Below are 25,553 nucleotides of genomic sequence, written 5' to 3' on the forward strand. Positions count from 1 at the left end.
ATAATTATTGGCATTGGCCTTCCTGTTGTTTGGAAGGCGCGATTAGTAGTTTCTATCTCAGTAGAATCTATCGAGGCGAGGGAAACCCTGCGCCTCTCCTCCTGGAAGTTGAAGAGCGGATGGCCATCCGGCACTTAAGTGTGAAAGTCGGAAAAGCGGGCAAGGCGGCAGCTCACATGGAGTACGTCGTTCGCGGCGGAAAATACGAACGGCAGCGCGGTGACGATCTCGTCGCAGCCGGGCATGGAAATATGCCGAAATGGGCCGCATCCGATCCCGCGAATTTCTGGCGTGCTGCCGACGAGAACGAGCGCGCCAACGGCTCGACCTATCGCGAGATCCAGGTCGCGCTACCGCGCGAACTCGACCCCGCCGCGGCGCACCGATTGGCCCGCCGGTTCATCGACGCCCATCTCGGCGTGAAGCATCCTTTCAGCTTCGCGATCCACAGTCCGAAGGCAGCGGACGGCAGGCCCCAGCCCCATCTGCACCTGATGTTTTCTGAACGCGCGCTCGACGGGATCGAGCGTGGCCGGGAGCAGTTCTTCAGGCGGGCAAATCGGAAATCGCCGACGAGGGGCGGGGCGGCTAAGACCTACAACCCGGCAGCGACGCCGACCGCGCGCCGTGGGGCGCTTAAGGCCCTGCGCGCCGGCTGGGCCGAGATGGCTACCCGGGCACTTGCCGAGGCGGGACATTCGATCATCGTGGATCTCCGATCGAACGTTGCCCTGGGCATCTCGGCGGAACCCGAGCGCAAGCACTCACCCTCGGAGTGGCGGAATGGCGGTCGTGAAGCCATGCTCAAGTCCCGAGCTCAATTCGCCGAGGCCGACCGCCAGATCACGAAAGCGGAGGCCGAGGAGAGCGACGCGACAGCAGCGCGCATCGTAGCTGAAGGCGAGGCGGCTCAGGAGCGGGCTGCCCGGCAATTGCTGAAACCGAGGCAGCCTAGGGCGCCCGATCCGCTAGCCGAGGCCGCGAAAGCGGCCGTGAAGACGAGACCTCCCGAACCGCTCGCGAAGCCCTTTCCTGCGCTGTGGCGCCTCGAACACACCAGCGATCGCGAAAAGCCGCTGGTGGCCTTGCTACTGCGGTTCATCGAGAAGCAGCAGCGGCGTGAATCAAACACAGCCCAACAGGATGCTCTCCTCGGTGCCGTCGTTCGCGCCCTCGGCAAAGTCATCGTCATCGCCGTCAGTAAGATCGCGGATCGTCTGGAAGTGCTTCGGCACGATCCCATACATGGGATACTGGTGGCCGAGACGCGTGAGATGATCAGGCGTTGGGAGATTCCCGACCCTGAAATGTACAGGCGCCTTCGCCAGGAAGGGCACCTTGTCGGACCCGATACCTCCGACCGGCCGGCCAAGCCACGCTCACCAAAGCGGCGTCAGGGGCGCGACGGCTTCGAATTGTGAGATCAGCTAGAGCACTCCCTTTACACGGGAGGGGAGGCGGCTGGCCCGGCCGCCTCTGCGGGAAGGCGACAAAATCGCTTACAGTATCAAAGGCGCTGCGGTCGTGATCCGGAAGGCGCCGGCGTCGGTCGTGGCCGAGGATCCGTTCGGCACGTTCGGCGAATGGGATAGCGAAGCCGACCGGAGGGCTTATGCCGACCTCTGATTTCCGGCAGGGGGACGTCGTAAGGGTGCCTTCCCCCTATACCGATCGCAACACCCGGCAACACCGCCCGGCGCTTGTTGTCAGCAACGGTGCGATCGGGGAGGGGGATGCCCTGTTGTGGGTCGTCATGATCACCAGCGCCGAGAATCGGCCATGGGTCGGGGATGTGTCGCTGGGACGGCTCTATGAGGAGGCCGGTTTGCCGGCGCCGAGTGTGATCCGTCCCGTGAAGATCGCGACAATCGAGGCAGCCCACGCTCAGAAGCTTGGCCGTATCAAACCCCCACTAATGGCTGAGGTCAGTAATCAGCTCAAGAAACACATGGGTGTTTAACGGACGCGACCATCCGTGAGCCAGCAAGAGGACGATCACAGCGCCGACCCGCTTCGCTGCAGCATCTCGCTGCAAACTCGCGGCAATCGAGCTAAGCTCGATCTGGGGCCGCGCGCGCAGACCTCGGGTCGCTACGCTGACGATTCTTCAAAGCCGCGCGATCTCCCTCGGCGAGGTCACTGCGGACACCGGCGGCGAGCGCTGTGCGCTGGACCAGCCGGGCAATCTCCTTGTCGTTCAGCCGATCCGGGCCGACGGCATTGCCCTGGCCGGTAACGCGGCGGAACGGAGGGCCGTGGGCGATCCTGGCGAGCTTCAACCAGGTCTGGAGCGTAACCACCGGGCAGGTGCCGTCGCTTGAGCCACGGCCGACCTCGACCTCGCGCCAGCCGGTCTTGCCGCGCAAGGGTGACGATCATCCCCTTATCGAGGATTTCGACCCAGCCGCGGCCGTCCTCGGTCTGGTCGCGACCGATGTCCAGCCCGACGATCTCGGAGCGTCGCAGGCCGCCGGCGAAGCCGACGAGCAGCATGGCCCGGTCCCTAAGACCCCGGAGCGTCCCGCGCTCGAGCGTCTCGAGCATGGCAATGACGTCCTCGGGCAGGACGGCCTCTTTCTGGCGCGGCGGGGCGGCGTGGGTGTTGCGGATGCCGGCAAGCACGGTCGCGATGTGGCGATCTTTGCGATCCAGCGGCGTGCCGCGCTGCGCATAGGCCCAGGTTAGGGCCGAAAGCCGCCGCTCGATGGTGGAGACGGAGTTTGGCTTGCGATCGGCCGTGGCCACGCCCGCCGCACAGGCGGTGATGTAAAGGCCGACGTGTTGCGGAACGGGCTGCGAGGCTTCAAGGCCCTGGCGTCGACACTAACTCGAAAAGTGCCGCCAATCGGCCGCGTAGGCCCGGCGGGTGTCATTTTAACTTTGCGCCTACAGCCGGGATTCGCATAAGGAACATTATGGAACTTGGATGCGTGCGATTCCGAGCCGCGGACCGTGTTGGCGCGACCGGCGTCCAGATGCTGTCGGCGTGCCCGGCGTCTTTGAGGCCGAGGGCTTCGAGGATAGCGACGTTGTGAAAAAAGCGGCCCCGAAGAGCGGCCGCTGAAGTCGAAGGCTGAGCTGGTGATCTACCAGGCGATGCGAGCTGGCATCATGGATTGGCTGGAGATTGCGATAGGCGCCCCTCATCGTCGATGAGGCTAATCTTCGAGGGGGCAGTTGGGCCCCATTTCCAAAGAACGAGGTTGGTATCGCCGAAATCAGCCCCGGTTGCGAAGCTGCGGACCAGGATGCCCTGATATCCTTCCTTGATCAGCTTGTTTGCGAAGATCTGTGTTCGTGAAAGGCCGTGATCGCGCATTTCGTCACGCCACGTGATCGCAAATAGCTGGTTTGGCGTGATGCCCTCGGCAGCCATGGCGCTGAGGTCGCGGGTATCGAAGATGTGGTCGATCTCAGCTTCGTAGGAAACCAGCGTCGTTGGCTGAAGGCTTCCGGCCTGATTGGCCTCGCGTAGCGCTGTGATGGGGGCTAGCGAGGTGTAAAGGGCGGCGACTCCTTTGGCGTTGAAGCGACCGCCGTATTTCTGGGCGCCTGCCCCGGAGAGGGGCTCTCTGGCATAGATCGGATTGAGTGCGCGGTAGAGCTTGCCGCTATAGGCCACAGCCATGATCAGGCATGGACTCCCGCATCGACCGCGTCGATGTATTCGAGAACATCGTCGACGCGTCCGGCTTTCACGAGCTGCATCGCGGTTTGCCCCGAGAAGCCAGCCAGAGGCTCCGACCGGTACCAGGCATATGCGATCAGATCCGAGCCGAAGCGCGGGCTGACCTTGTTGATGACCTCGATCATCGACCGCAGCCGCTTCTGTGTCGCCACTGCCGCGATGCGGTTCTTCCGCTGGACGGCATCACGCCCCAGTCCGACGGTGTGGGCCAGTTCGGCGCTGCTCGTCTTGAACGCGTCTGCGATCATTTTGGGATCGAAGATGCCGCTTCGGGCGAATTGGGTAAGAGCCATCATACTGCTCCGGTGCTACAACTCATAATGTGACGCAATATCGCGTCAATCTATGTGATTTTCAAGGCAGCGGGGATCGATGATCGTCGTCACCGCGCGGCAATTCCCTCTCAGCCACGCTTGTGCCGGCCGGTACTGCCCTGCCGTTGTGACTGTGATGAGAATGCGCCCCCCGGCCTGCGACGTCGTGGTAGCGCTTGGCGGCAGCCTCGATGGCTTGTTTCGCAGCGAGCCAGTCTTTCGAAAGTCGTATCCTGGGTTTGAATATCCTGCACCGGCTTGCGCGTGAGAGGGCTCTTGCGCAATCCGCGTAGGCTCGCCAAGCGACCTCAGCAATCGCCGCGAGGCTGATTCGGTGTGGATCGAACGCCGGGTCGACAAACCGTTGGAGATAGCGCTGCTTGATTCCAGCTCGCCCAGCTTGGGACTCGGCATCCCCAGGGCATATGCGCCGGTTGTCGGCAAGCGTAGTCAATTCCAGCGCAATCCGAGTGCATCGACAAGCTAGCGAACGATGGCCGCGGCCAGCGTGGTTCGGGTAGTATAGATGGCGGAGAGAGCCGCTGCCGAATTCTCATGGGCGGGCATCAGCTATTCCAGGTCTGTCCTGGGTTCGGCCTTAAGCTGTCCGGGAAATGCATCGCCTATTGGTAGGTGACGGGTTCTGACTCGTTCGTGGGCGCGCTGATTAGAACAAGAATGAACTAGAGGCTGCCTCACCCGTTCTCCCTGCAATGCCGCGCGAGTGCAGAAAGTTGCTCGCGCGTCCCTTACCAAAATCGGAGGCGGATATGCCAACTCCAGGAGAATTCAGAATGAACAGGCGCGACCTGATGGCTGCTGCCAGCGCCTGTGCTGCGTTGCCCATGATGAACGGCGGCGCACGTGCTCAACCATCCCCTGTCGGCGAGCCGGTGAAGGCCGGCGTTTCGCTCAATGTGAACGGCGAGAAGCGCTCGCTTAACCTCGACACACGGACGACCCTTCTCGATGCCTTGCGAGAGCATTTGCACCTGACCGGGACTAAGAAGGGGTGCGACCATGGTCAGTGCGGGGCTTGCACCGTGATCGTCGACGGCCATCGGATTAACTCCTGCCTGACACTCGCGGTCATGCATCACGATGCCAACGTCACGACAATCGAAGGGCTCGGTACGCTCGATCACCTTCATCCCATGCAAGCCGCTTTCGTGAAGCATGACGGCTTCCAGTGTGGCTATTGCACGCCCGGCCAGATCTGCTCGGGAGTTGCGATGCTCGAAGAGATCAAGTCGGGGATCCCGAGCCACGTGACCGCGGATCTGAACTCGCCGGCCCAGGTGACGGACGCAGAGATTCGCGAGCGCATGAGCGGCAACATCTGCCGCTGTGGTGCCTATTCCAACATCGTCGAGGCCATGCTTGAGGTTTCGGGGAGGCGCGCATGAGAGCTTTCACATATGAACGGGCTGAAACCCCAAAAGCAGCGGCGGCGGCAGCCGCGGCCCAGCCCGAGGCAAAATTCATTGCGGGCGGCACCAACCTGCTCGACCTGATGAAGCTGCAGATCGAGACGCCGACCCATCTCATCGACGTTAACCCGCTGAAGCTCGATACGATCGAGCCGACGGCCGAGGGTGGGCTGCGCATTGGCGCGTTGGTTCGCAACACTGCGCTGGCTGCCGACGAACGGGTCCGTCGTGACTATGGCGTTCTGTCGCGGGCGCTGCTGGCCGGCGCCTCTGGCCAGTTGAGAAATCGCGCGACGACCGCCGGGAACCTGCTCCAGCGGACTCGCTGCCCTTACTTCTACGACCCCGCCCAACCCTGCAATAAGCGTCAGCCCGGAACAGGTTGCTCCGCCCTCGGCGGTTTCACCCGCCAGCTCGGTGTGATCGGGGTCAGTGACGCCTGCATTGCCACCCACCCTTCCGACATGGCGGTCGCGATGCGCGTGCTCGATGCACAGGTCGAGACGGTCAAACCGGACGGTTTGCCACGAGCCATCGCGATCGCCGATCTGCATCGGCTGCCCGGCGACGCTCCTCATCTCGAAACCACGCTGGAGCAAGGCGAGCTGATCACAGCGGTCACGTTGCCGAAGCCGGTCGGCGGTACCCAGATCTATCGCAAGGTCCGCGACCGTGCCTCCTATGCATTCGCGTTGGTTTCCGTGGCAGCGATTGTGCAACGCGACGGGTCCGGCCGCGTAGCGCTCGGAGGCGTCGCACCTAAGCCATGGCGGGTGGAGGCGGCGGAGGCGGAGCTGTCCAGAGGCGCCAAACCCATGGCGGCGGCGCTACTCGATGGCGCCAAGGCCACGAAGGAGAATTCATTCAAGCTTCCGCTAGTCGAGCGCACGCTCGGAGCGGTGCTGGCCGAAGCGAGGGCCTGAGCCATGAAATTCGACAAACCCGCTACAACCAATCCCATCGACGAGCTGAAAGTGGTTGGTCAGCCGCGCGATCGCATCGACGGTCCCCTGAAGGTCACGGGCGGCGCACGGTACGCCTACGAACAGCATGATGTCGTCGCGAACCAAGCGTATGGGTATATCCTCGCCTCGGGCATCGCGAAGGGGCGGATTTCGCTTCTCGATGCCGAGCCCGCCCGAAAGGCGTCCGGCGTAGTTGCGGTGGTCACGGCTAAGGAAGCAGGCAAGCTCGGAAAGGGAAAGAGGAACACCGCCCGGTTGCTCGCTGGCCCCGACGTCGAACATTACCACCAAGCGATCGCGGTGGTCGTAGCCGAGACCTTTGAGCAGGCGCGTGCTGCTGCGAACTTGATCCGCGTGGAGTACGCCGAAACCGAAGGAAGGTTCGATCTCGAGGCAGCCCGAAGCAGCGCCTCTGAACCCAAGAGCGACGACGACCCTAGCCTGGCGGATACACGGGTCGGCGACTTTCCCGGCGCCTTCGCCGAGGCCCCTGTCAAGCTCGACGAGACCTATAGTACGCCAGACGAAAGCCATGCGATGATGGAGCCACACGCCACCCTCGCGGCATGGGATGGCGACAAGCTCACATTGTGGACTTCGAACCAGATGGTCGCCTGGGCTGTCGCGGACATGGCGACGACGCTCGACATTCCCAAGGAGAATATCCGGGTTGTCTCGCCCTTCATTGGCGGCGGTTTCGGCGGGAAGCTCTTCCTGCGATCCGATGTCCTGCTGGCGGCGCTGGGCGCACGAACGGCCAAACGCCCGGTCAAGATTGCGCTTCAGCGGCCGCTGATGATGAACAACACGACGCATCGGCCGGCAACGATCCAACGCATTCGGATCGGCGCGACCAAGGACGGCACGATCACGGCGATCGGCCATGAGAGCTGGTCGGGTGATCTTGAAGGCGGCGGGCCCGAAGTTGCCGTCCAGCAGACCAGACTGCTCTATGCTGGCCCAAACAGGATGACCACGATGCGTCTGGCTGTCCTGGATCTGGCCGAAGGTAACGCCATGCGCGCGCCCGGTGAGGCGCCAGGTCTCATGGCGCTCGAAATGGCCATGGACGAGATGGCGGAGAAGCTCGGCATGGACCCGATCGCATTCCGCCTACTCAACGACACGCAAGTCGACCCAGAGAAGCCGGAGCGACCGTTCTCGATGCGGCGCCTCAATGAGTGTTTTAAGGTAGGTTCACAGCGCTTTGGATGGGATCGGCGCTCGGCGCGACTTGGCCAGACGCGCGATGGGCGCTGGCTGGTGGGAATGGGGGTCGCCGCCGCCTTCCGCAACAACCTGGTCATGAAATCCGGGGCGCGCGTTCGACTGGAGGCTGATGGCATCCTCACGGTCGAGACCGACATGACCGATATCGGCACCGGCAGCTATACCATCATCGGCCAAACCGCGGCCGAGATGCTCGGCGTCGACCTCACCAAGGTCGTGGTCAAGCTCGGCGATTCCCGCTTCCCCGTTTCCGCCGGCTCGGGCGGGCAATGGGGCGGCAATAGTTCAACGGCCGGCGTTTATGCTGCCTGCGTGAAGCTGCGTGAGGCGATCGCGCTGAAGCTCGGCATCAACTCGTCCGAGGCACTCTTCTCGGATGAGCAGGTTCATTCGGGCAATCGCAGCCTGCCACTGGCAAAAGCTGTCGAGGACGGACCGCTAACTGGCGAAGACGTTCTGGAATACGGTGACCTCGACAAAACGCACCAGCAGTCGACCTTCGGCGCGCATTTCGTCGAGGTGGCGGTCGATGCGGCGACGGCGGAGACGCGGATCAGGCGGATGCTGGCAGTCTGCGCCGCCGGTCGCATCCTCAACCCCAAGACGGCACGCAGCCAGGTGATCGGCGCGATGACCATGGGCGCCGGCGCCGCGCTGATGGAGGAGCTGGCCATCGACAAGCGGCGGGGCTTCTTCGTCAATCACGACCTCGCCAGCTATGAGGTGCCAGTTCATGCTGACATTCCCCACCAGGAGGTCGTCTTCTTGGAAGAGACGGATCCGATGTCATCACCGATGAAGGCGAAGGGCGTGGGCGAGCTAGGTATCTGCGGCGTCGGCGCTGCGGTCGCAAATGCGATCTACAATGCCACCGGTATCCGTGTCCGCGACTATCCGATCACGCTGGACAAGATGCTCACGCGGATGCCGGATGCAGCGTAGGCAGATGGGACCTTTGCAATAGAGCTCCAAGAGGGCACCCGATAGACTTATCGGGCGCCCTTACTCTGTTGCAGCGGGCCAAGTGCTACCAGGTGGATCTTCAGCGGCATGTTGCGGACACGCTTGTCGGTCGCCGCGAAGGTCGCGTTCAGGTCCTCCGGCTCCGCGACGAGATCCCGGAGCGCGGTCGGATCGTAGGGCGGTTTCCTGACTCATCATTCAGGTTCGCGGACAGCAGACGTATCCGGACTGTGAGGCGTACTGGCGTGTCAATGACGAGCCCGAGCGTCGCCGTGATTGTCGACGATAGCGGGAACACCCCGGAACGCTGCGCCCCATGGAGTTGGGGCATCAGCCTTCGGTCTACCCCAGACCGGCATGATCGCGGGCGCGAATGGACGCGCGAAGCCGTAATGGCCAATGTCAAGTCGCTCTGGCTTGAATAAAAGGGCCGCCACAAGCCGGAAGAATATGAACGCGAGCGCCGCTTCATGCGCAGGCATGAGGCATCCTCGGGGCGGCAGGAGCGGAACGAATAATCGGGCGCATCGTTGAGCCGACATGCCCCGCCTCGTGATCCGCGACGAAGAGGAAATGAACGCCGCGATCGAGCGCGCCCAGGAACTTATGGGCTTCACGAATGACAGCGACGAAGAGCGCGAGATGGCGGAGATCGCTGACGCCGTAAAGGTCTATGAGGATGCGCTCGCCCTGATGACGGGCGTCGGCGCGCGCGCGGCGGGAAAGCCTGACGAAGGCGTTCCGAGCGGCAGCGGTTCAAAATAGTGAGAACCTGCTCGGCGCTGCCGAATGTTCTTCCGAAACGGACAGCGCCCCATGTCGATCGACAATCCGGCGCCGCTCGAGAAGGCCAAAACAGCCGAACGGACGTGGTCGCGATTATCGCGTTCATCGTCGTGGCAATATTCGTCGGATTCAACCTCTACCACGCCGGCACCCAGCGCGATCTTAAGCCAGATTGATCCGCGCGATGCGCCGAAGAGCCCGATCGATTTACAGGCGCCACGTCCTCCGTTGAAATAGGCGACGCGACCGCCGGCGTTCAGGGCTTTATCTCGAAAACCTCGGCGGAATCGGCATCTTCGCGCAAGCATTTGTAAGAGGCGTGACGTAGCTTTCCGTCATCCGTCCAGGCTCGGAACTCGACCTCCGCGACCAACGCTGGCGTGAGCCAGCGATACGCCTGTCGACGCCCCTTCATGCAGAGCGCCGGCTTCAGGATTATGAGTTCGTCCATCTGCTTGCGAAGCGCTGTTGCGTCGGCGTCGCAGAATCCAGTGCCGACGCTGCCGATGTAGACCAGTCGGTCTCCTTGGCATCCCGCGAGAATCAGCCGGCCGATCCCGCCCGGCGCGGCTGTCGAGGGCTCATAGCCGACAATCACGAAACGCTGGGCTTGGACGCAGTTGGACTTGACCCAGTCGCCACTGCCCCGCCGCCGGGCGATCGGCCCTTGATCATTCCCCCCCAACCCAGCCCTGAGAACTTGACGCGCACACATGGAACCACCCACCAATGAACCGATTCGCCAACGAGCGGCGGAATGTTTCGTTCCGTTAGGGAACGTGGTCAGTCAGGCGGTCGGGGAACACGGCCTTAGCGCTGCTTGCACAGGGCGCCCATTTGAAACTTCCAAGGATAGGCCGGACTTTCTGAGGTCTCGGAAAGCTCCCCTTTACGCGTCTGTGGCTGGATTGGGCGTCGCCGCGCGAGCGAGCCGTTGCCGACCGCCTTGCCTTTTATGTACCCAATGGCATCTGGTGAGGGCTCGCGTCATGGAGGCTGGCCTGCTCGTCATTGTCTTCGTGGCCGGATTCCTGACGGGCTTTTCGGTAGGCGAAAGGCGCTGGAAGAAATCTGCTTTTGAAGCACTGGATCTGCTCGACCGCATGATTAACGATTTGCGGCGCAACACGTCGAAACGAGGCGAATAGATACGGTAGCCCAGGCCGTGGATCTTCAGGCGATCCGCGATCGGTCGGGTCCACTCTTGACGCGATAGAGGCGCGTTTGGCTCGAGCGCTCCGATGACGACCGCCCCGACGCCAGGCGCGGTCATCAGCCGCCGGCACACGGGATCCTGGCGAACCAATTCGAGCAGCATTTTGTGCTACACAACGGTTGGGACAAGAACGATCCTAAGGACGCCCAGGTCATCCTGCACATGCTGCGGATCGGTGCCACGCAGGCCTATGTCGACCCGTTGGCCGCCGGCATCAACGATCTCCAGGAGTTGTCGAAGACGCACAAGACGATTTCGAAGGCCAAGACGCAGACCTGGCACCGCATCCTGACGCATTACCTGCCGCTGTACTTTCCGGAGATCGGCCGCTTCGCCGGCAATAGCCGCTCGGATTGGTTCCTGGCACTGATCGAGCGCTTCCCGACACCCGGCAGCATCACCGCACTGGAAGGGGAAGAGTTCGTGGCCGAGGCCTGGTCTCTGGTCGGCCGCAAAGTATCCAAGGCTCGGCTGATCAACGATATCTACGAGACGGCTTGCTCATCGATCGCGTTGCCCGTGCCGGAGGAAAGCGCGGCGATCACGATGTTCCGGATGATTATTGCCCAGGCTCGGGCCTGATCCGGGAGCGCAATCGGATCGAAGAGATCGCTCAGGTCACGCTGGCCGATCATCCCGACTACCGGTTGCTGCGGCGGATCCCGGGAATCGGACCGATCAACGCTCTGACAATCCTGGCCGAAGCCGGAGACCTGCGGCGGTTCGGCCATCACCGCCAGTTCCTGAAGTTCTGCGGCCTCGACCTCGCTACCTGCCAATCCGGCACGTTCCGCGGGCGGACCTCGCACCGCCAACCACGAGCGCTCGCTACGCGCGATAACGATCAAAGGCTGTGAGCCGGATCGTCAGCGGCTCTGCATCCTCCCAGCAATAGATTTCGGTACGGAGATAGCGAAATTCCTCTTCCTGGAGCTCGTCATCGATCTCGATCCACCAGGCTCGCGGCTTGCCGTCGCTGCCGTCCGACCAGCGATACCCCCTGCCCTTAAGGTGATCCTTCATGTCGAAAGGCGCATTCTCAGCGTAGATGCAAACGCGGCTGCGCTCGCTCGATCGCAAGAGTTCGAGAAAGGGACTCGACCCACCCTCTCCCACCGGCCTCGCCAGGACTTCCAACAAGGCGTTGCAATCATCTGTCGCGCGGTGGCCCTCATGGAACAGCCCGGATTGGCCAACGAGGTAGCCGAGCTTGTTTCCCTCGAAGCCAAGATCCGCCCAAGGGATCTCTCTGACCGAACAGCCCCAGGCTTTCGACGCGAAGGTCGGAGAGAGCTTTTCGCAGAACGGGCGGTCGAATGCGGCATTATGGGCGATGACGAGATCCGCGGGCTCGATCAGCGCATCCAACGCTGCCACATCGATCTCGCGACCAGCGACCATATCGTCGGTGATGCCGGTCAGCCGTGTGATTTCCGCCGGGATCGGCTCCGACGGTTGGCGCAGGCCACTGTAGATGCCCACGACGTCGCCGATCGCTCCCTCGTCGTCATAGGTGAAAGCGACGGCGCCAATTTCGATGATCTCGTCCTTGACGTGATTGAGCCCTGTCGTCTCCGTATCCATCAAAACCGCAAGGTTCGGAAATGCGCTCTCCGCGCGCGGGATGATCGGACGCGCCACGAGCTTGCGCAGGATTCTGTAGCGACCGCCCTGCTCCAGCCGTTGTGCGGCCTCCTCGTCATCCCAGCCGGGCGGATTGGATGGACTATCCAATTTCCGCTTGCGCGGCGTAGCTCTCGGCGTTTCCCGATGGCCAGGCGCATCATCGAAGAGGTCAAACTGGCTTGAATTGCTCTTCAAGGCTGAGCCCTTGTTGCTTTCGTTATCACGGACCACCCTCTACTCCTGGGACGACGTTCTCCATGCTAGCGAGCGACCGTGCCCCGCGTGCCAGTCGCCTTGGAGCAGCGGGATACCTCTAAATGCTTCGAGCTACTGCTGGGGCGCAAGTCAGGCCAGATCATCCAGCAGCGCGCAATCCCCGCGGTCGTGTTTCACAGGACCGATCTCGACGATCAATCGATTGTCATGATCGCTTACGGTCGCTTCGGCGAACAGCATGCGTCGTCGCTCCACATCTCATCGGTTTCGCGCTTGTGATCGCCGGGCGCAAATAGCCCTGCAGCCCGCGCCATGGCGAGGGATTTCGACATTCGATCGCGCATCGACCGACTGCCCTTTTGGGCAGTTTTCTGCTCGTTCGCGGATTTGTCTGCTTCTCCTTTGGAGGTCGCGGAAAAACTGTCGGGTTCCCTGGTCAGCTTATCGACCTCCGGATTCTTGATATTAGGAGGCATGGAGGACGTCCTTCAGCATTCTCCGATCCGAGGATCGCTTCCTCAATACGGCACGGCTAATCGGCTTTTTCTCCGATATCGCTCCAAGGTGCGACGAACCAGATCTGCCTCATCCAGCGCGACATGGGCCACACAAGCCACGATATTGGCAAGGCGCGCGCTCTCCGGCTCCTGGTCGCGTCGGGAATACCGAACCGGATCTCGCTCCACACCGTGTCGAGAGCGCCCTGGGCACGGGCGACATCGACAGGATCACTCAGCGACGAAAACGGCATGATCGAACAATCATAGGCACTGCCGACGGCACGACCTAGCGAATTCCAGCGCTGCTCAAGCAGCAGGATTGATCGTTTCGGCCACCGCTCGCTCGGATTCCTCAGTCACTCCGAAGGTGAGAGCCTGACCACTCGACCAGAGATCGACGGCAGCATGCGTCGCCTTGGCAAGGGCGAGCATGGGCCTGCGCGCGGCTGCCTCGTGCAGTTTGCACGAACGCGGTCGTACCCGCATGCAAATTTCAGGAGACCGCTGCGGTGACGGAGCAGACCGGAGCCCAGTTCGCAGCGACGACCACTGCCACCGACATCACCATCAATACGTCGGGCGAGCTCGCACACGGTGTGACCTCGCAGTCTCGGAACGACATCTCGACGCCGCTGGCCCAAACGACCGTGAGCCAAGCGACGATCAACACGACCGGCTTCAACGCCGTCGGATTGCGTGCACTCCTTGGCGACTACGGCACGCGCCCGATCACCGGCAGGGGCGAGGCTCGCATCACGGCGAACGACACGTTGGAAATCAAGCTGGACATCCTGTGAAGCATTAAGCGGCTCGTTTCGATCGGGACGCCCGTCGGTGAGCGCGGGGCGCTCGACCACATCAATCGTTGATGATAGCGCGCAGGAAGCGCCGCGTGCGCTCTTCGGTAGGATTCTCAAAGAAGCGCCGTGCCGGCGCCTCTTCGACGATGCGCCCCGCATCGAGCAGCATGGCGCGGCTGGCGACGCTTTTGGCGAAGCCGATCTCATGGGTCACGACGACCATCGTCATGTTGTGCTCCTGGTGCACCTTTCGGATGACCTGGAGCACCTCCTCGCGCATCTCCGGATCGAGCGCCGATGTCGGCTCATCGAACAGCATGAGCGAGGGTTTCATCGCCAACGCCCGGGCGATCGCGACGCGCTGACGTTGTCCGCCCGAGAGCTGGAACGGATATACATCCGCTTTCTCCTGCATGCCGACCTGTTCGAGCAGCGCCCTGCCCTGCTCCGTCGCCTCGCGTTGCGAGACGCCAAGAATCTTCATCGGCGCGATGATGATGTTGTCGAGCGCCGTCATATGCGGGAACAGGTTGAAGTTCTGGAAGACGAACCCCGTCGAGAGGCGGATCTGCTGCAGCGTATTCGTATTGGCCGTCTCGACATTGCGACCGCCCACCGAGATGCCGCCGCGCTGGATCGTCTCCAGCCCGTTGATGCAGCGCAGGAGCGTGCTCTTCCCGCAACCGCTGGGGCCACACAACACCAGAACCTCGCCCTGCGCGACGTCGATCGAGATGCCGTTGAGAACGCTGACCGCACCATAGGATTTGTGGACGTCGCGAATGCGGATGACGGCCGTCGTCGCCGCGGGAACCGTCGAGACCATCATCAGATCGGCTGCCATTTTTGAAGCCTTTCGAGCATCCGCATGAGAAGGGCATATCCCCAGATCAGCGCGACATAGAGAACGGCTGCTCCGGTATAGAATTCCAGCGGACGGAAGAACTGCACAGTGAGTTCCTGAGCCCGGAACATCACCTCGGGAACGGCGATCAAAACGGTGACGGTCACGTTCTTGATCACGGTGATATGGACATTGGTCAGGGATGGCAGCGTCGCGAAGAAGGCTTGCGGCAAGGTGATGTAGCGCATCACCTTCCAGCGGGAGAAGCCAAGCGACTGCGCCGCCTGCAACTGCGTTGCAGGAATGGCTTCCAGCCCGCCGCGAAACGCCTCGCAGGCGAGCGCCGCGCCGTTCAGCGACAGAGCGATGATCGAGCTCGTCGTCGGCGAGAAGGAAATTCCCGTCAGGATCGGCATGACATAGTGGATCCAGATTAGCAGGACCACGACGGGAAGCGTTCGGAACAGGTCGACGAAGACGACGGAGAACCCGCGCATCAGCCATCGCTGCGACATGCTCATCGCCGCGAGCACGACGCCGAGAATGGTCGTGATGATGATGCTGGGGAAACTCGTCCACCACGCATGCCACAGGCCGCCGGCAAGATAGGGGCCGTATTCGGTCAGAACGCCGAATTGAAACGTGTAATTCATGATCCAACCCGATCAGCGGTGATCCGAGCAAAGGCAAGTCCGCCTGCCGGGGACGGGGTCGATGCGCATCCGCCCCCGCAGGACTAGACAACTAGCGCGGGCCGACAGCCAGCTCGGGCGGCAGGTTCCACTTCTCCGCGAGCCCGCGATACCAGCCGCGCAGCTTCATCGCGCGAACATAGGTGTCGAGGAAGACGAGCAAGTCGAGATCGGCATAACGAACCGCATGGTTCATGCTGGTCCACTCCGTCTGGTCGGCGGAGAACTTCACATTGCGAAGCTCGGTCGGCCGCTCCTGCGCGCGCAATTCGTTCGAGACGGAGTCGCCGATATAGGCCGTCGCCCGCCCCTGCATGACCTCGAGCACCGCCGCGCCTGTGTCGGAGAGCGGCGTGACCTTCGCCTTCTTGAAGCTGCGCTGGGCATATTGCTGGGCCGCCGTGCCCGAAACCACGGAGACGGTGTTGCCCTCCTTGTCGAGGTCCGCGAAGGAGCGCACCGGGCTGTCGGCGCGAACCATGGCGGTGGAGGAGAGATAGCCGAAGGCCTCTCCGAACGCGACGGCGGTGGCCCGCTCGGGCGTCGCTCCAAGGCCGCTCATGATGACGTCCCATTTGCCGGCCTGAAGACCCGCCACGAGACCGCTCCAGGTCGTGTTGACGAGTTCGACCTTGATGCCCGTCATCGCTTCGAGATTGCGGATATCGTCGACGATGAGGCCTTCATACTGGTTCGTCTTGGGGTTGAGCAGGACGAACTTGTTCCAGGGCGCGACGCCCACCACCAGCTTCTTCTCGGAGATAATCCGATCGAGCGTCGGCCCGGCCGAGGCGCCCGTGGACGAGAACGCGACGACCGCCGCGACGGCGGCCGAGGCGAGTGCATTGGCGATAGTTCTCAGCATGGTCTTCCCCTTTTGTTGGTGCTGTAAAACAGATCGGCTCTCGTGAGGCGATCGCCCGTCAGTGGACGGCATCGCGTTCGAGCTGCAGCTTTTCGAACCCTACGATGGGCGCAGTCGCGTTGGGGTCGATGACGACGTCGATGACATAGGGCGCGTCGGTCGCGAGCGCCTGCTTCAGCCTCGCGGCGATCGTCTCGGGATCGGTAATACGCTCGCCCTTGCATTTCAGGGCGCGACCGACCTCCGAATAGTCGATGTCGAGGAAATCGCATTCGAGATAGCGGCCCATCACCTTCAGCTCCCAATGCCGCTGGAAGGCAAGCGTCCCGTTGTTGAAGACGACGACGGTGACGTCGACGCCGTAGCGAGCTGCCGTTTCGAGCTCGTTGAAGACGTAGCCGAAAGCGCCATCACCAGTCAGGCACATCACCTTGAGCGACGGATCGGCCATCTTGGCGCCGATCGCTGCGGGCAGGCTCCAGCCGATGCCGCTGGTTCCCCGTGGCGACAGGATGAAGCGGCCGGGGCGCGGCACGTCGATATGGCTCATCGCCCAGCCCGTGATGTAGCTGGCGTCGGTGACGATCAGAGTCTTGTCCTCGACCTGGGCCGAGATCTCGGCCAGCAGACGCTCGGGCCTGATCGGCTTCTGCGTTGAGGTCGCGACCGGCTCGAACTCCGCCTTCCAGACCTGGGTCAGCTCGGCAATCCGCTTTGTGGGCGCGCCATCCGTGCGCGCCAAACCGCGATCGGCGCAGTGGGCCAGGAGGTCCCGCAATGTATCCCTGACATCGCCGATCATCGCGATCTCGGTCGCGAAGTTGCGGCCGACCTCGGCAGGGTCGATGTCGAGATGGATCAGCTTGGCTTCCGGCCTAGGCAGCGACCAATCGCTGTAGCAGAGCTGGCCGGTGCGCGAGCCCAACACGAACACGACGTCGGCCTCGGCAAAGAGCGTGTTCGAGATCTGGCCCCGGCCGTAGCGACCACCGGTCGTCGAACCCAGCGGTCCCGCCGCGAGCGGATGCGCATCGGCAATCGCGCCGCGTCCTGTCATCGTCGTGGCGACCGGGCAATCGAAGACCTCCGCCAGCATGCGGATTTCCTCTGATGCTCCGGAAATGACCGAGCCGCCGCCGGCGATGATCAGAGGCCGCCGCGCCGCGGACAGCAATTCGGCGGCCTTCTCGATCGACTCGCGGCTCGCCCGCACTCGGTTGGCCGGGAAATGCGTGTAGGCGGGATCGGCCCAGACTTGCGCCTCGGCCTCGGCAGCCATGACGTCGCCGGGGCAAAGCAGGACGACCGGGCCGGGGCGGCCGGAGGTCGCGATGCGGAACGCCTTCCGCACGGCATCGGCGGCCTGTTCGGGCGTATCGATGCGCGTCACGTCCTTGACGTAAGGCGCTAGCGCGACGGCGTGATCGAGCGCGCTGCTGGCGTTTTTGTTCTTGAGCCGCAGCGGATGGTCCTGGACCAGCGCGATCACCGGCACCGACGAGCGCTGTGCCTCCAGGAGACCCGTGATCAGATTGGTGGCACCGGGCCCGAAGGTCGCGGCGCAGACGCCGGGACGGCCCGTCACTTGGGCATAGCCATGCGCCATAATCGCCGCATGCTTCTCGTCGCGCACTGTCACGATCCGCGTGAACGCCCGGTCGACGGCGTGGAACACATGGATCGGGTCCTCCATACCGAACAGGCAGGTCACCCCGTGGCTCTTGAGGGTCTCGTAAACTAGCGCGCCGCCGGTGCCCTGCATTGGTGTCTCCTGTTGACATCCAAATAATGTTGCGTATTATGCAACATGTTGATTATTAATGGTACGCAGCGGATTTGTCCTGCGTCAAGCTGCGAAGCCGGGTATTCATGAAATCGATCGAGAAGGCGGTGAGCGCCCTCCGGCTGCTCGTCGACTCCGGCGGCGAGCTTCGGGTCGGAGACACCAGCCGCCACCTGAAAGTCACCCGCAGCAGCGCCTCGCGCCTGCTGGCTTCGCTGGCGGGCGGCGGTCTGCTCGAGCAGGACCCGGCGACCCAGCGCTATCGGGCCGGCATTCTGGCCGTGCAGCTCGCGGCCAGCTTCCACCGGAATTTCGATCTGGTGGAGCTGGCGCAAAAGGAAATCGAAGAGCTGGCAATCCAGACCCAACACACGGCCTGGCTTGGGGTGCTGTCGGGCGCCGAGATCGTCGTCCTCAAGACAGCGCGGGGCTCGCAGCCGATCCAGTTCACTGTCGAGCCTGGGCACAGATTGCCGGCTTATGCGGCCGCCATGGGCAAGGCCCTGCTCGCGCTGAAAAGCGATGCCGAAATTCGCGGTCTCTTCAGCGCCCCATCCGCGCCGCTGACCGAACATACGGTAGCGTCCGTCGATGATCTCCTGCGGGAGGTCGCGATGTCGCGTCTGCGCGGCTACGCAGTGTCGAACCAGGAACTATTCGAGGGGGTGAAATCCATCGCGGTTGCGTTTGAGGGGCCACAAAAAGGCGTCAACGTTGCAATCAGCGTGTCATACCCTCTCTTTGCTTTCGTCAACGCCAGCGATCAACCCATCATCGATAAATTGCTTATGTTCGGGCACGATTTCGGCGCACGCATTGGAGATAAACGCTGGATTCGATAGGCAAATAGGACATTACGGCCCTAGCATATTCACGCCGTGCCTAAGCTAAAAATGAAATTCTTGTAGTAATACATGTCCGTTCAGGCATCATTCGTTTCTTCAAAAAATTGAATTACTATCATATAGTATGTCGAGATCTAATCTCGCACCCAGAGCCGGCCCGGACGTGATTCGTTGTCAGTGCAAACGGCATCAGCCTTAACCTCGCGCAGAGCCCAAGCTTACCTCTACTCACCCCACACGACAGCAACCGCCGCACGCAGCTAAGAGACCGCGCTCGGCATTTGCGCGGTCACAGACCCTGAAAAGGCAGGAGGACGAGTGTGCAGCAGGCTGTCGACGCCGTGAATACCCGTGCTGGACCGAAGGGAGCCTTCGATGTCGACCTTCCCCTCGACGCAGCCACGCTGAACGAGCGCCTCTGCGATATTGGGCTATGGCTCATCGCATCAGGCTTGCATCCTCTGGGAGCCATATCATAGGCGAATCCGCGTCAGTTTTCCTGATGCGGATGATGCTGGGGCTTTCCGCAGATGCTTTGGAGCACCGCTGTACTGATACGACCAGCAGGCCCCTCCCCGTTCAAAGCCCGAGCAGATCGGAGGGTCCTGACATCATGCCATCCGATCTGTTCGAGGCCCTACTCAGGCGACAGTGTCAGCCAGCTCCTTTGAGACCTTGAACTTCACGACAGTCTTTGCGGGCACGTCAATCATGGCGCGGGTCGAAGGATTGCGGGCCTGTCGCGCCTCGCGCTTAGCCGAGGACAGCTTGCCAACGCCGCCGAAGGTTACATCTCCGCCGGACTTCAGCGTCTTCGAAACCACGCCTGCAAGCGAGGCGAGCACAGCCGACACGTCGGCCTTCGATTTGGCTGCGTCTTCGGCGATTGCAGCAATCAGTTCATTCTTGGTCATGTTTCCCTCCAGCTAGTTCGATGAAGATCGCGGCGATCAGTGCGCTTTGGTAGTCTTGCCGCGGACGGGCGCTTTCCGCCGCTGCTGGCCCAAGCCCATCTTCTTGGCCAGGGTCGAGCGAGCTTCGGCATAAGCGGGAGCAACCATCGGGTAGTCAGGCGGCAAACCCCAGCGCGCACGGTATTCCTCTGGCGTCATACCGTAGGCGGTGCGGAGGTGTCGCTTCAGCGACTTGAACTTCTTGCCGTCCTCCAGGCAGATCAGGAAGTCAGGTGTGATCGACTTCTTGATCGAAACCGCCGGGGTCGGCCGCTCCTCGGCGACGGTCGCGGGCGAGGTGCCGAGGCCAGAGATCGCCGCATGAGTGGTGGCAATTAGACCGGGAAGGTCAGCCGTAGGCACACTGTTATTAGAAACGTAAGCCGACACGATATCGGCGACGAGACCGATCAGGTTTTCGTTCTCTTCGGACATCTTTCTCTCCTGGAATCTCGGACTCGCCTCGTCAAGAATGGCGAGAATCAACTGCTTTGACTATCGCTTATGGCCATTGATTCTGAGGTTCAAGCATCTCGACATCCAGCGCCAGATCTGGGCGCTGAGCTCTCGCGAGCCTGCCGATCACCAGCGTCGTCGCCCTGCATGATCTCAATCACGCAGCGATGTTCTGCGACGCGGTCATCGTCATGCAGCAGGGAAAGATCGTAGCATCCGATTCTCCGGACGTCGTGATTACCGAAGCCCTTTTGCGCGATGTCTTTTCAATCGAGGCCCGCGTCGAGACATCTCCGCATGATCGAAGGCCGCATATCCACTACCTGCGCTAAGCGCCCCGCGCCTCTGCTACATGCGCCATGCGCCAACTGCGGATACATACGCCATGCGCCAACTGCGGACATTTATGCCTTCCAGAAAGCGGACCCTGACGGTCGGGGCCACTATGGCGGCTCAGAACCCTAACGATCTCTTTCCAAATCGGATACTTACTGGGCAGCCACTGCTGGTCGCAGTGCTGGTTCCTCCAGCGAAACCTCATGTTTCGTAGCCACGGTCGGCTTGATCCGGAACCAGGCGACATAGAGCGCGGGAACGGTGCCGACGGCGGTGCCGCCGATCAGGGTATAGGCCATCGATCCCCAGAACACGGAATGGGTGAGGGGAATGAAGGCCAGGACGGCGGCCAGCGCGGTCAGGATGACCGGTCTTGTGCGTTGTACCGTGGCTTCGATGACGGCGTTATAATCATCGAGGCCTGCCGCGCGATTTTCCTGGATCTGATCTGTCAGGATCAGCGTATTGCGCATCAGGATGCCAGCCAGGCCGATCAGGCCGAGGATAGCGTTGAACCCGAACGGCTGATTGAAGAGCAGCAAGGTCGGCACGACGCCGATCACGCCCAGAGGCGCCGTCAGCACCACCATTGCCATCATCGAAAACGAGCGCACCTGAAGCATAATCACGATCAGGGTGGCGGCAATCATCACCGGGAAGACCTTGCCCAGTGCGGTGTTGGCTTTGGTCGCCTCCTCGATCGATCCACCCATCTCAATGCGATAGCCCGCCGGCAGCGACGCAATAAGTGGCTGGAGGGCCGTCATGATCTGCTTGGAAACCTCTGGGGGCTGGGTGGCCTCGTTGATGTCGGCGTGGATCGTGATGACGGGCGTCCGGTCCCGGCGTTTCAGAATGGGCTCTTCAAGTCGGATTTCGGAATGGCCGATTTGGTCGAGCGGGATCTGGCGGCCATCGCGGCTCATCAGCGAAAAGTCCGCAAGCCGCGCCGGGTCCAGCCGCTCGGGGCCGGCACTGCGCGCCACCACCGGCACATTCCGGATGTCCTCGCGGACCTGGGTGACGGCGACGCCAGTCAGGAGGAACTGAAGCTGCTGGCCCACCGCGGCCGGCGATAGCCCGATGAGGTTCAGGCGGTCCTGGTCCGGCACGAAGCGCAGAACGGGCGTGCGATTGCCCCAGTCGCGATTGGCCTGCCGGACGTCGGCGACGCCCCGCATAATCTCCAGAGCCTTTCCGGAGATGGCGTACAGTTCAGCCGCATCGGGTCCCATGACGCGGAACTCGACCGGGAACGGCGTATAGGGTCCGAAGACCAGCTGGGTGACGCGCACGAACGCTTCGGGCGCAAGGCCTTCTGCAATGGCGTCCCGCAGCCGATGCTTCAGAACTTCGCGCTTCTCGGCGTTGGGCGTCAGCACGACAATCTTTGCGAACGCGGGATCCGGCAGTTCCGGCGCCATCGCAAAGAAGAAGCGCGGTGCACCCTGGCCGACGTAGCTCGTGACGATAGTCGCCTCGGGCTGGCTACCCAGCCAGCTTTCAAGTTTTCGCACCGCGGCCGTCGTCGTTTCGATGCTGGTGCCTTCCGGCAGACGCACCTCCACCAGCACTTCGGGGCGGTCCGATGTCGGGAAGAACTGCTGTTTGACGCCGGCCATCCCGATGCCCGAAAGCACAAACGCGACGACGACGATGGCGCAGGTCATTAACTTGTAGCGCACGGCGGTGGTGATGAGCCGTCTCAGACGCCGATAATTGGGCGTATCGTAGATCGCGTGCGTGCCGCCCGGGATTGATTTGATGTCGGGCAGCATTTTGACGCCGAGATAGGGCGTGAACACCACCGCCACGATCCAGGAGACGATCAGGGCAAAGCCCACGACCCAGAAGATGTTGCCGGCATATTCGCCGGCGGTCGAGCGGGCGAATCCGACCGGCAGGAACCCGGCGATCGTCACCAGCGTGCCCGACAGCATCGGGGCCGCGGTATGGCTCCAGGCATAGGCAGCCGCCTTGATGCGGTCCATGCCCTCTTCCATTTTCACCACCATCACCTCGATGGCGATGATGGCGTCGTCGACCAGCAGGCCCAGCGCCAGGATCAGCGCGCCGAGCGTGATGCGGTCGAAGAAGCGGCCGGTTTCCAGCATGATCAGGAAGACGACGGCCAGGGTCAGCGGCACCGCAAGCGCGACGACGATGCCGACGCGCCAGCCCAGGGCGACCAGGCTCACGAACAGCACGACACCAAGCGCCATGGCGAACTTGAGCATGAATTCGCTGACCGCGGCTTCGATGTTGACGGCCTGATCACTGACCTTGTCGAGCGTCATGCCCAGCGGGAGTGTCCCCGCGATCTCCGTTGTCTTCTTTTCAAGCGCTTTGCCCAGCGCGAGGCCGTCCCAACCGGCCTGCATGACCGCCGCGACCAGGATTGTGGGCTCACCCTGCCGCCGGATCAAATACGTCGGGGGATCCTGATAGCCGCGTCGGATTTCGGCGATATCGGAGAGCTTGAGGGTTCTGCCGGCGGCGGCGATCGGCGTGTCCGCGATCGTTTTCAGGCCTGCGTAGGCGCCATCGACCCGAAGGAACATCTGCGGCCCGTTCGTGTCGATCGAACCTGCGGGCGTCACGATGTTCTGCCGCTGCAGCGCCGTGATGATGTCCTGTGCCGACACGCCGAGCGTGGCGAGCTTTGCAAACGAAAACTCGACAAAGATCTGCTCGGGGCGTTCGCCGAGGATGTTGATCTTTTTGACCCCGGGGACGTGCAGGAGGGCCTGTCGGATCACTTCCGCCTGTCTTGCGAGTTCGCGCATCGGCATGCCCTTGGCTTTCAGGGCATACAGGGCAAAGCTCACATCCGAATATTCATCGTTGACGAAGGGACCGAGAACGCCGGGCGGCAGGTTGCGGGCCTCGTCCCCGAGCTTTTTGCGGGCCTGATAGAACTCTTCCTCAACGGCGCCAGGTGGCGTGCTGTCCTTCAGCGTGACCGTCAAATAGGCGTAGCCCGGCCGGGTGGTCGTCTCGACGCGGTCGTACCAGGTCAGTTCCTGGATGCGCTTCTCCAGCGGTTCCGCGACCAGGTCCTGCATTTCACGCGCGGTCGCGCCCGGCCACACGGTCGTGACCGTCAGCGTCTTGATGGTGAAGCTCGGATCTTCCGCCCGGCCGAGCATGAAGAAGGCGTAGATGCCAGCGGCGACCAGCAGGATGATCGAGAAGAGGGTAACGGCCCGTTCGCGAACGGCTATTGCCGACAGGTTCAGGCTCATTTGCTGGCCTTGATCTGCGACGCTGTCCGGACGCGTGCGCCGTCCTGCAGGAGGTGAGCCCCCAGCGACACCACCGGCTCGCCAGCGCCTAATCCTGAGATCACGGCGGTTTCGCTGGTCACCCGCATCAGCGTGACCGGTTGGAACCTCACGGTCGAGGAGGCAGCGTCCAGCAACCAGACACCGGTCTTCTGACCGTCGTCCAGCACCGCACCGAGCGGCACTTCCATTTCCGGCTGGCTCGCTTGATTAGCCAGCCTGATGGTCACGGTTGCGCCGAGCGGAGCCGTCGCGGTCTCGCCATCGAGCACATACCGCGCTTCGTAGGTTCGGGTTTGCGGATCCGCGGAATCCGACAACTGCCGGAGGGTGGCGTCATAGCGTGCATCGGCGCCGTAGAGGCTGGCCACCGCCGCCGAGCCAATCGCCGGCCTGATGGTCTCGGGGAGGGCGACGACCGCTTCACGCGGGCCGGCCTGGGCCAGCCGAACGACGGTTTGTCCGGCGGTCACGACCTGACCCGGCTCACCGAGCGTTTCAACGACAGTTCCATCGGCGTCAGCGACCAGTACCGAGTAGCCTGAGCTGTTTTCGGCGACCTTCTCGTCGGCTTCGGCTGCGGCAAGCTGCGCCGCGGCGGTATCCAGGGCCGCTTTGGCTTGTTCATAGCGTTGAGGGCTCGCCGCGAACCCGTCCTTGACCAGAACGGCATAGCGCTTCTCGTCGGCCCGCGCCTGAACCAGAACCGCGCGCGCCGCTGCGGTCGCATTGCGTTTGGCGGCCAGCGCGAGCTGCAGGTCGGTTTCATCGATCCGCATCAGCTTCTGACCGGCAGCTACGGAATGGCCCACATTCACGAACCGTTCGACGATCTTCCCGGAAACGCGGAAGCCCAGATTGCTCTGGACGCGGGCAGCGATCACACCCGTAAAGCGGCGTTCGGCATCGATGACAGGCGTCGGGTTCACCAGCCTGACGATCGGAGCATTCTGCCGGGGGTCGCCGACCGCTGACGCGCTCTGCGGACGCGCCGACAGGGTCACGAATGCCGCGCCGGCCGCCGCCGCCAGCACGGCGCCACCCACGACGATCCCCGACTTCTTTTTCTTGCTCATCGATCTCAGCCAATTAGATTGCATTCGACAGCTATAGGCTGTATGGATTACGAACGCAATCTAATATTGGAGGTCCCCATGCGTGTCACGCGGCAGCAGGCCGAGGAAAATCGGCAAACGGTCATCGACGTGGCCAGCCGCCTGTTCCGGGAGCACGGGTTCGACGGCATCGGGCTGAAGGATCTGATGGCCGGCGCCGGTCTGACGCAGGGCGCCTTCTACAAGCAGTTCGAATCCAAGAATGATCTGGCAGCGCAGGCGTCCAGGCGCGCGCTGGAGAGCGCCTCGGAACGTTGGTCGGATGCGGCCCGGTCCAGGCCTGATCATCCGTTGGCGGCAGTTGTCGATTTCTATCTCAGCATGGGCCACTGCGCCGAGAAGATGGATGGTTGTCCGGTCGTCGCGTTGGGTTCCGATGCGGCCCGGCAGGGTCCAGCCGTGAAGGCGGCTTTTGAGGCCGGGATCGAAGAATATCTGCAGATGCTGGGTCCATGGGTCGGGACGGCCGACGGTGATGCGCCAGACAACAAAGCCATGGCTATTCTCTCGACAATGGTGGGAGCGGTGCTCCTGTCCCGCGCCGTCAATGATGAGCGGATGTCAGAGCGTTTTCTGGAAGCGGCCGCCGAAAGCGTGCTGGCACAGTCGTCTGTGGGCGATGCACCTCCGAGCCGGCGCCAATGAC

At 62.5% G+C, this 25,553-nt stretch carries 23 protein-coding genes and 3 pseudogenes; 13 read left to right on the top strand and 13 right to left on the bottom strand.

Features of this window, described 5'->3' with window-relative positions; translation table 11 throughout:
- The first annotated feature begins 119 nt into the window (after nt 1-119).
- The gene (locus NWE53_RS28995) at nt 120-1,421 is read left to right on the top strand and encodes a MobA/MobL family protein (protein ID WP_265055176.1); all 1,302 of its coding nucleotides are present in this window, start codon (nt 120-122) and stop codon (nt 1,419-1,421) included.
- Nucleotides 1,422-1,612: 191 nt separating this feature from the next.
- Nucleotides 1,613-1,960, top strand: coding sequence for a type II toxin-antitoxin system PemK/MazF family toxin (locus NWE53_RS29000; RefSeq protein WP_265055177.1), 348 nt, complete (start codon nt 1,613-1,615; stop codon nt 1,958-1,960).
- 154 nt (nt 1,961-2,114) lie between these two features.
- On the opposite strand, the pseudogene NWE53_RS29005 reads toward NWE53_RS29000, so the two are convergent.
- The 3 genes and pseudogenes from NWE53_RS29005 to NWE53_RS29015 form a co-directional block, all read right to left on the bottom strand.
- Nucleotides 2,115-2,871 (bottom strand): annotated as a pseudogene (locus NWE53_RS29005) (site-specific integrase); the annotation flags it as partial.
- A gap of 238 nt (nt 2,872-3,109) precedes the next feature.
- Nucleotides 3,110-3,622, bottom strand: a complete 513-nt coding sequence (locus NWE53_RS29010) for an RES family NAD+ phosphorylase (RefSeq protein WP_265055562.1) — start codon at nt 3,620-3,622, stop codon at nt 3,110-3,112.
- Between the two features lie 8 nt (nt 3,623-3,630).
- Nucleotides 3,631-3,981: an MbcA/ParS/Xre antitoxin family protein gene (locus tag NWE53_RS29015; RefSeq protein WP_265055178.1), complete on the bottom strand. Its 351-nt coding sequence runs from the start codon at nt 3,979-3,981 to the stop codon at nt 3,631-3,633.
- A gap of 791 nt (nt 3,982-4,772) precedes the next feature.
- Between NWE53_RS29015 and paoA the strand changes: the two genes are divergently transcribed.
- The 5 genes from paoA (at nt 4,773) to NWE53_RS29040 (ending at nt 9,613) form a co-directional block, all read left to right on the top strand.
- Nucleotides 4,773-5,408, top strand: coding sequence for an aldehyde dehydrogenase iron-sulfur subunit PaoA (gene paoA, locus NWE53_RS29020; RefSeq protein WP_265055179.1), 636 nt, complete (start codon nt 4,773-4,775; stop codon nt 5,406-5,408).
- Nucleotides 5,405-6,355: an FAD binding domain-containing protein gene (locus tag NWE53_RS29025; RefSeq protein WP_265055180.1), complete on the top strand. Its 951-nt coding sequence runs from the start codon at nt 5,405-5,407 to the stop codon at nt 6,353-6,355. Before paoA ends, NWE53_RS29025 begins: the two co-directional genes overlap by 4 nt.
- 3 nt (nt 6,356-6,358) lie before the next feature.
- The gene (gene paoC / locus NWE53_RS29030; protein WP_265055181.1) at nt 6,359-8,569 is read left to right on the top strand and encodes an aldehyde oxidoreductase molybdenum-binding subunit PaoC; all 2,211 of its coding nucleotides are present in this window, start codon (nt 6,359-6,361) and stop codon (nt 8,567-8,569) included.
- Nucleotides 8,570-9,130: 561 nt separating this feature from the next.
- Nucleotides 9,131-9,355: a hypothetical protein gene (locus tag NWE53_RS29035; protein WP_265055182.1), complete on the top strand. Its 225-nt coding sequence runs from the start codon at nt 9,131-9,133 to the stop codon at nt 9,353-9,355.
- A 51-nt stretch (nt 9,356-9,406) separates the two neighbouring features.
- On the top strand, nt 9,407-9,613 hold the full coding sequence (locus tag NWE53_RS29040; RefSeq protein ID WP_265055183.1) for a hypothetical protein: 207 nt from the start codon (nt 9,407-9,409) through the stop codon (nt 9,611-9,613).
- A 19-nt stretch (nt 9,614-9,632) separates the two neighbouring features.
- Here NWE53_RS29040 and NWE53_RS29045 read toward each other — a convergent pair whose 3' ends face one another.
- Nucleotides 9,633-9,974 carry an ATP dependent DNA ligase gene (locus NWE53_RS29045; RefSeq protein WP_265055184.1) on the bottom strand — a complete coding sequence of 114 codons (342 nt, stop codon included), beginning with the start codon at nt 9,972-9,974 and terminating at the stop codon, nt 9,633-9,635.
- 391 nt (nt 9,975-10,365) lie between these two features.
- Between NWE53_RS29045 and NWE53_RS29050 the strand changes: the two genes are divergently transcribed.
- Nucleotides 10,366-10,524, top strand: coding sequence for a hypothetical protein (locus tag NWE53_RS29050; RefSeq protein WP_265055185.1), 159 nt, complete (start codon nt 10,366-10,368; stop codon nt 10,522-10,524).
- 176 nt (nt 10,525-10,700) lie between these two features.
- Nucleotides 10,701-11,395, top strand: a pseudogene (locus tag NWE53_RS29055) (transposase); the annotation flags it as partial.
- A gap of 25 nt (nt 11,396-11,420) precedes the next feature.
- Here the strand turns inward: NWE53_RS29055 and NWE53_RS29060 are convergent.
- Nucleotides 11,421-12,449, bottom strand: coding sequence for a 3'-5' exonuclease (locus tag NWE53_RS29060; protein WP_442865076.1), 1,029 nt, complete (start codon nt 12,447-12,449; stop codon nt 11,421-11,423).
- Between the two features lie 994 nt (nt 12,450-13,443).
- Between NWE53_RS29060 and NWE53_RS29065 the strand changes: the two genes are divergently transcribed.
- Nucleotides 13,444-13,731, top strand: a complete 288-nt coding sequence (locus NWE53_RS29065; RefSeq protein WP_265055186.1) for a hypothetical protein — start codon at nt 13,444-13,446, stop codon at nt 13,729-13,731.
- Nucleotides 13,732-13,792: 61 nt separating this feature from the next.
- On the opposite strand, the gene NWE53_RS29070 is transcribed toward NWE53_RS29065, so the two are convergent.
- The 4 genes from NWE53_RS29070 to NWE53_RS29085 form a co-directional block, all read right to left on the bottom strand.
- Entirely contained in the window at nt 13,793-14,578 is a 786-nt protein-coding gene (locus NWE53_RS29070; RefSeq protein WP_442865078.1) for an amino acid ABC transporter ATP-binding protein, read from the bottom strand.
- Nucleotides 14,563-15,231: an amino acid ABC transporter permease gene (locus NWE53_RS29075; RefSeq protein ID WP_265055187.1), complete on the bottom strand. Its 669-nt coding sequence runs from the start codon at nt 15,229-15,231 to the stop codon at nt 14,563-14,565. Before NWE53_RS29075 ends, NWE53_RS29070 begins: the two co-directional genes overlap by 16 nt.
- Nucleotides 15,232-15,322: 91 nt before the next feature.
- Nucleotides 15,323-16,135: a transporter substrate-binding domain-containing protein gene (locus NWE53_RS29080; protein ID WP_265055188.1), complete on the bottom strand. Its 813-nt coding sequence runs from the start codon at nt 16,133-16,135 to the stop codon at nt 15,323-15,325.
- 58 nt (nt 16,136-16,193) lie between these two features.
- Nucleotides 16,194-17,897, bottom strand: coding sequence for a thiamine pyrophosphate-binding protein (locus tag NWE53_RS29085; protein ID WP_265055189.1), 1,704 nt, complete (start codon nt 17,895-17,897; stop codon nt 16,194-16,196).
- A 107-nt stretch (nt 17,898-18,004) separates the two neighbouring features.
- Between NWE53_RS29085 and NWE53_RS29090 the strand changes: the two genes are divergently transcribed.
- Entirely contained in the window at nt 18,005-18,760 is a 756-nt protein-coding gene (locus tag NWE53_RS29090) for an IclR family transcriptional regulator (RefSeq protein WP_265055190.1), read from the top strand.
- 644 nt (nt 18,761-19,404) lie between these two features.
- On the opposite strand, the gene NWE53_RS29095 is transcribed toward NWE53_RS29090, so the two are convergent.
- Both NWE53_RS29095 and NWE53_RS29100 read right to left on the bottom strand, forming a co-directional pair.
- The gene (locus NWE53_RS29095) at nt 19,405-19,677 is read right to left on the bottom strand and encodes an HU family DNA-binding protein (RefSeq protein ID WP_265055191.1); all 273 of its coding nucleotides are present in this window, start codon (nt 19,675-19,677) and stop codon (nt 19,405-19,407) included.
- A gap of 36 nt (nt 19,678-19,713) precedes the next feature.
- On the bottom strand, nt 19,714-20,151 hold the full coding sequence (locus NWE53_RS29100; RefSeq protein ID WP_265055192.1) for a Ros/MucR family transcriptional regulator: 438 nt from the start codon (nt 20,149-20,151) through the stop codon (nt 19,714-19,716).
- A 94-nt stretch (nt 20,152-20,245) separates the two neighbouring features.
- Here NWE53_RS29100 and NWE53_RS29105 point away from each other — a divergent pair.
- Nucleotides 20,246-20,504, top strand: a pseudogene (locus tag NWE53_RS29105) (histidinol phosphatase); the annotation flags it as partial.
- Between the two features lie 156 nt (nt 20,505-20,660).
- Here the strand turns inward: NWE53_RS29105 and NWE53_RS29110 are convergent.
- Nucleotides 20,661-23,753: an efflux RND transporter permease subunit gene (locus NWE53_RS29110; protein WP_265055193.1), complete on the bottom strand. Its 3,093-nt coding sequence runs from the start codon at nt 23,751-23,753 to the stop codon at nt 20,661-20,663.
- Entirely contained in the window at nt 23,750-24,868 is a 1,119-nt protein-coding gene (locus NWE53_RS29115; RefSeq protein ID WP_265055194.1) for an efflux RND transporter periplasmic adaptor subunit, read from the bottom strand. The genes NWE53_RS29110 and NWE53_RS29115 overlap by 4 nt, the downstream gene beginning before the upstream one ends.
- A gap of 78 nt (nt 24,869-24,946) precedes the next feature.
- Here NWE53_RS29115 and NWE53_RS29120 point away from each other — a divergent pair, with 78 nt between their 5' ends.
- Entirely contained in the window at nt 24,947-25,552 is a 606-nt protein-coding gene (locus NWE53_RS29120) for a TetR/AcrR family transcriptional regulator (RefSeq protein WP_265055195.1), read from the top strand.
- Nucleotide 25,553 lies beyond the last annotated feature (1 nt).

It is taken from the genome of Bosea sp. NBC_00550, assembly GCF_026020075.1.
GTDB lineage: Bacteria > Pseudomonadota > Alphaproteobacteria > Rhizobiales > Beijerinckiaceae > Allobosea.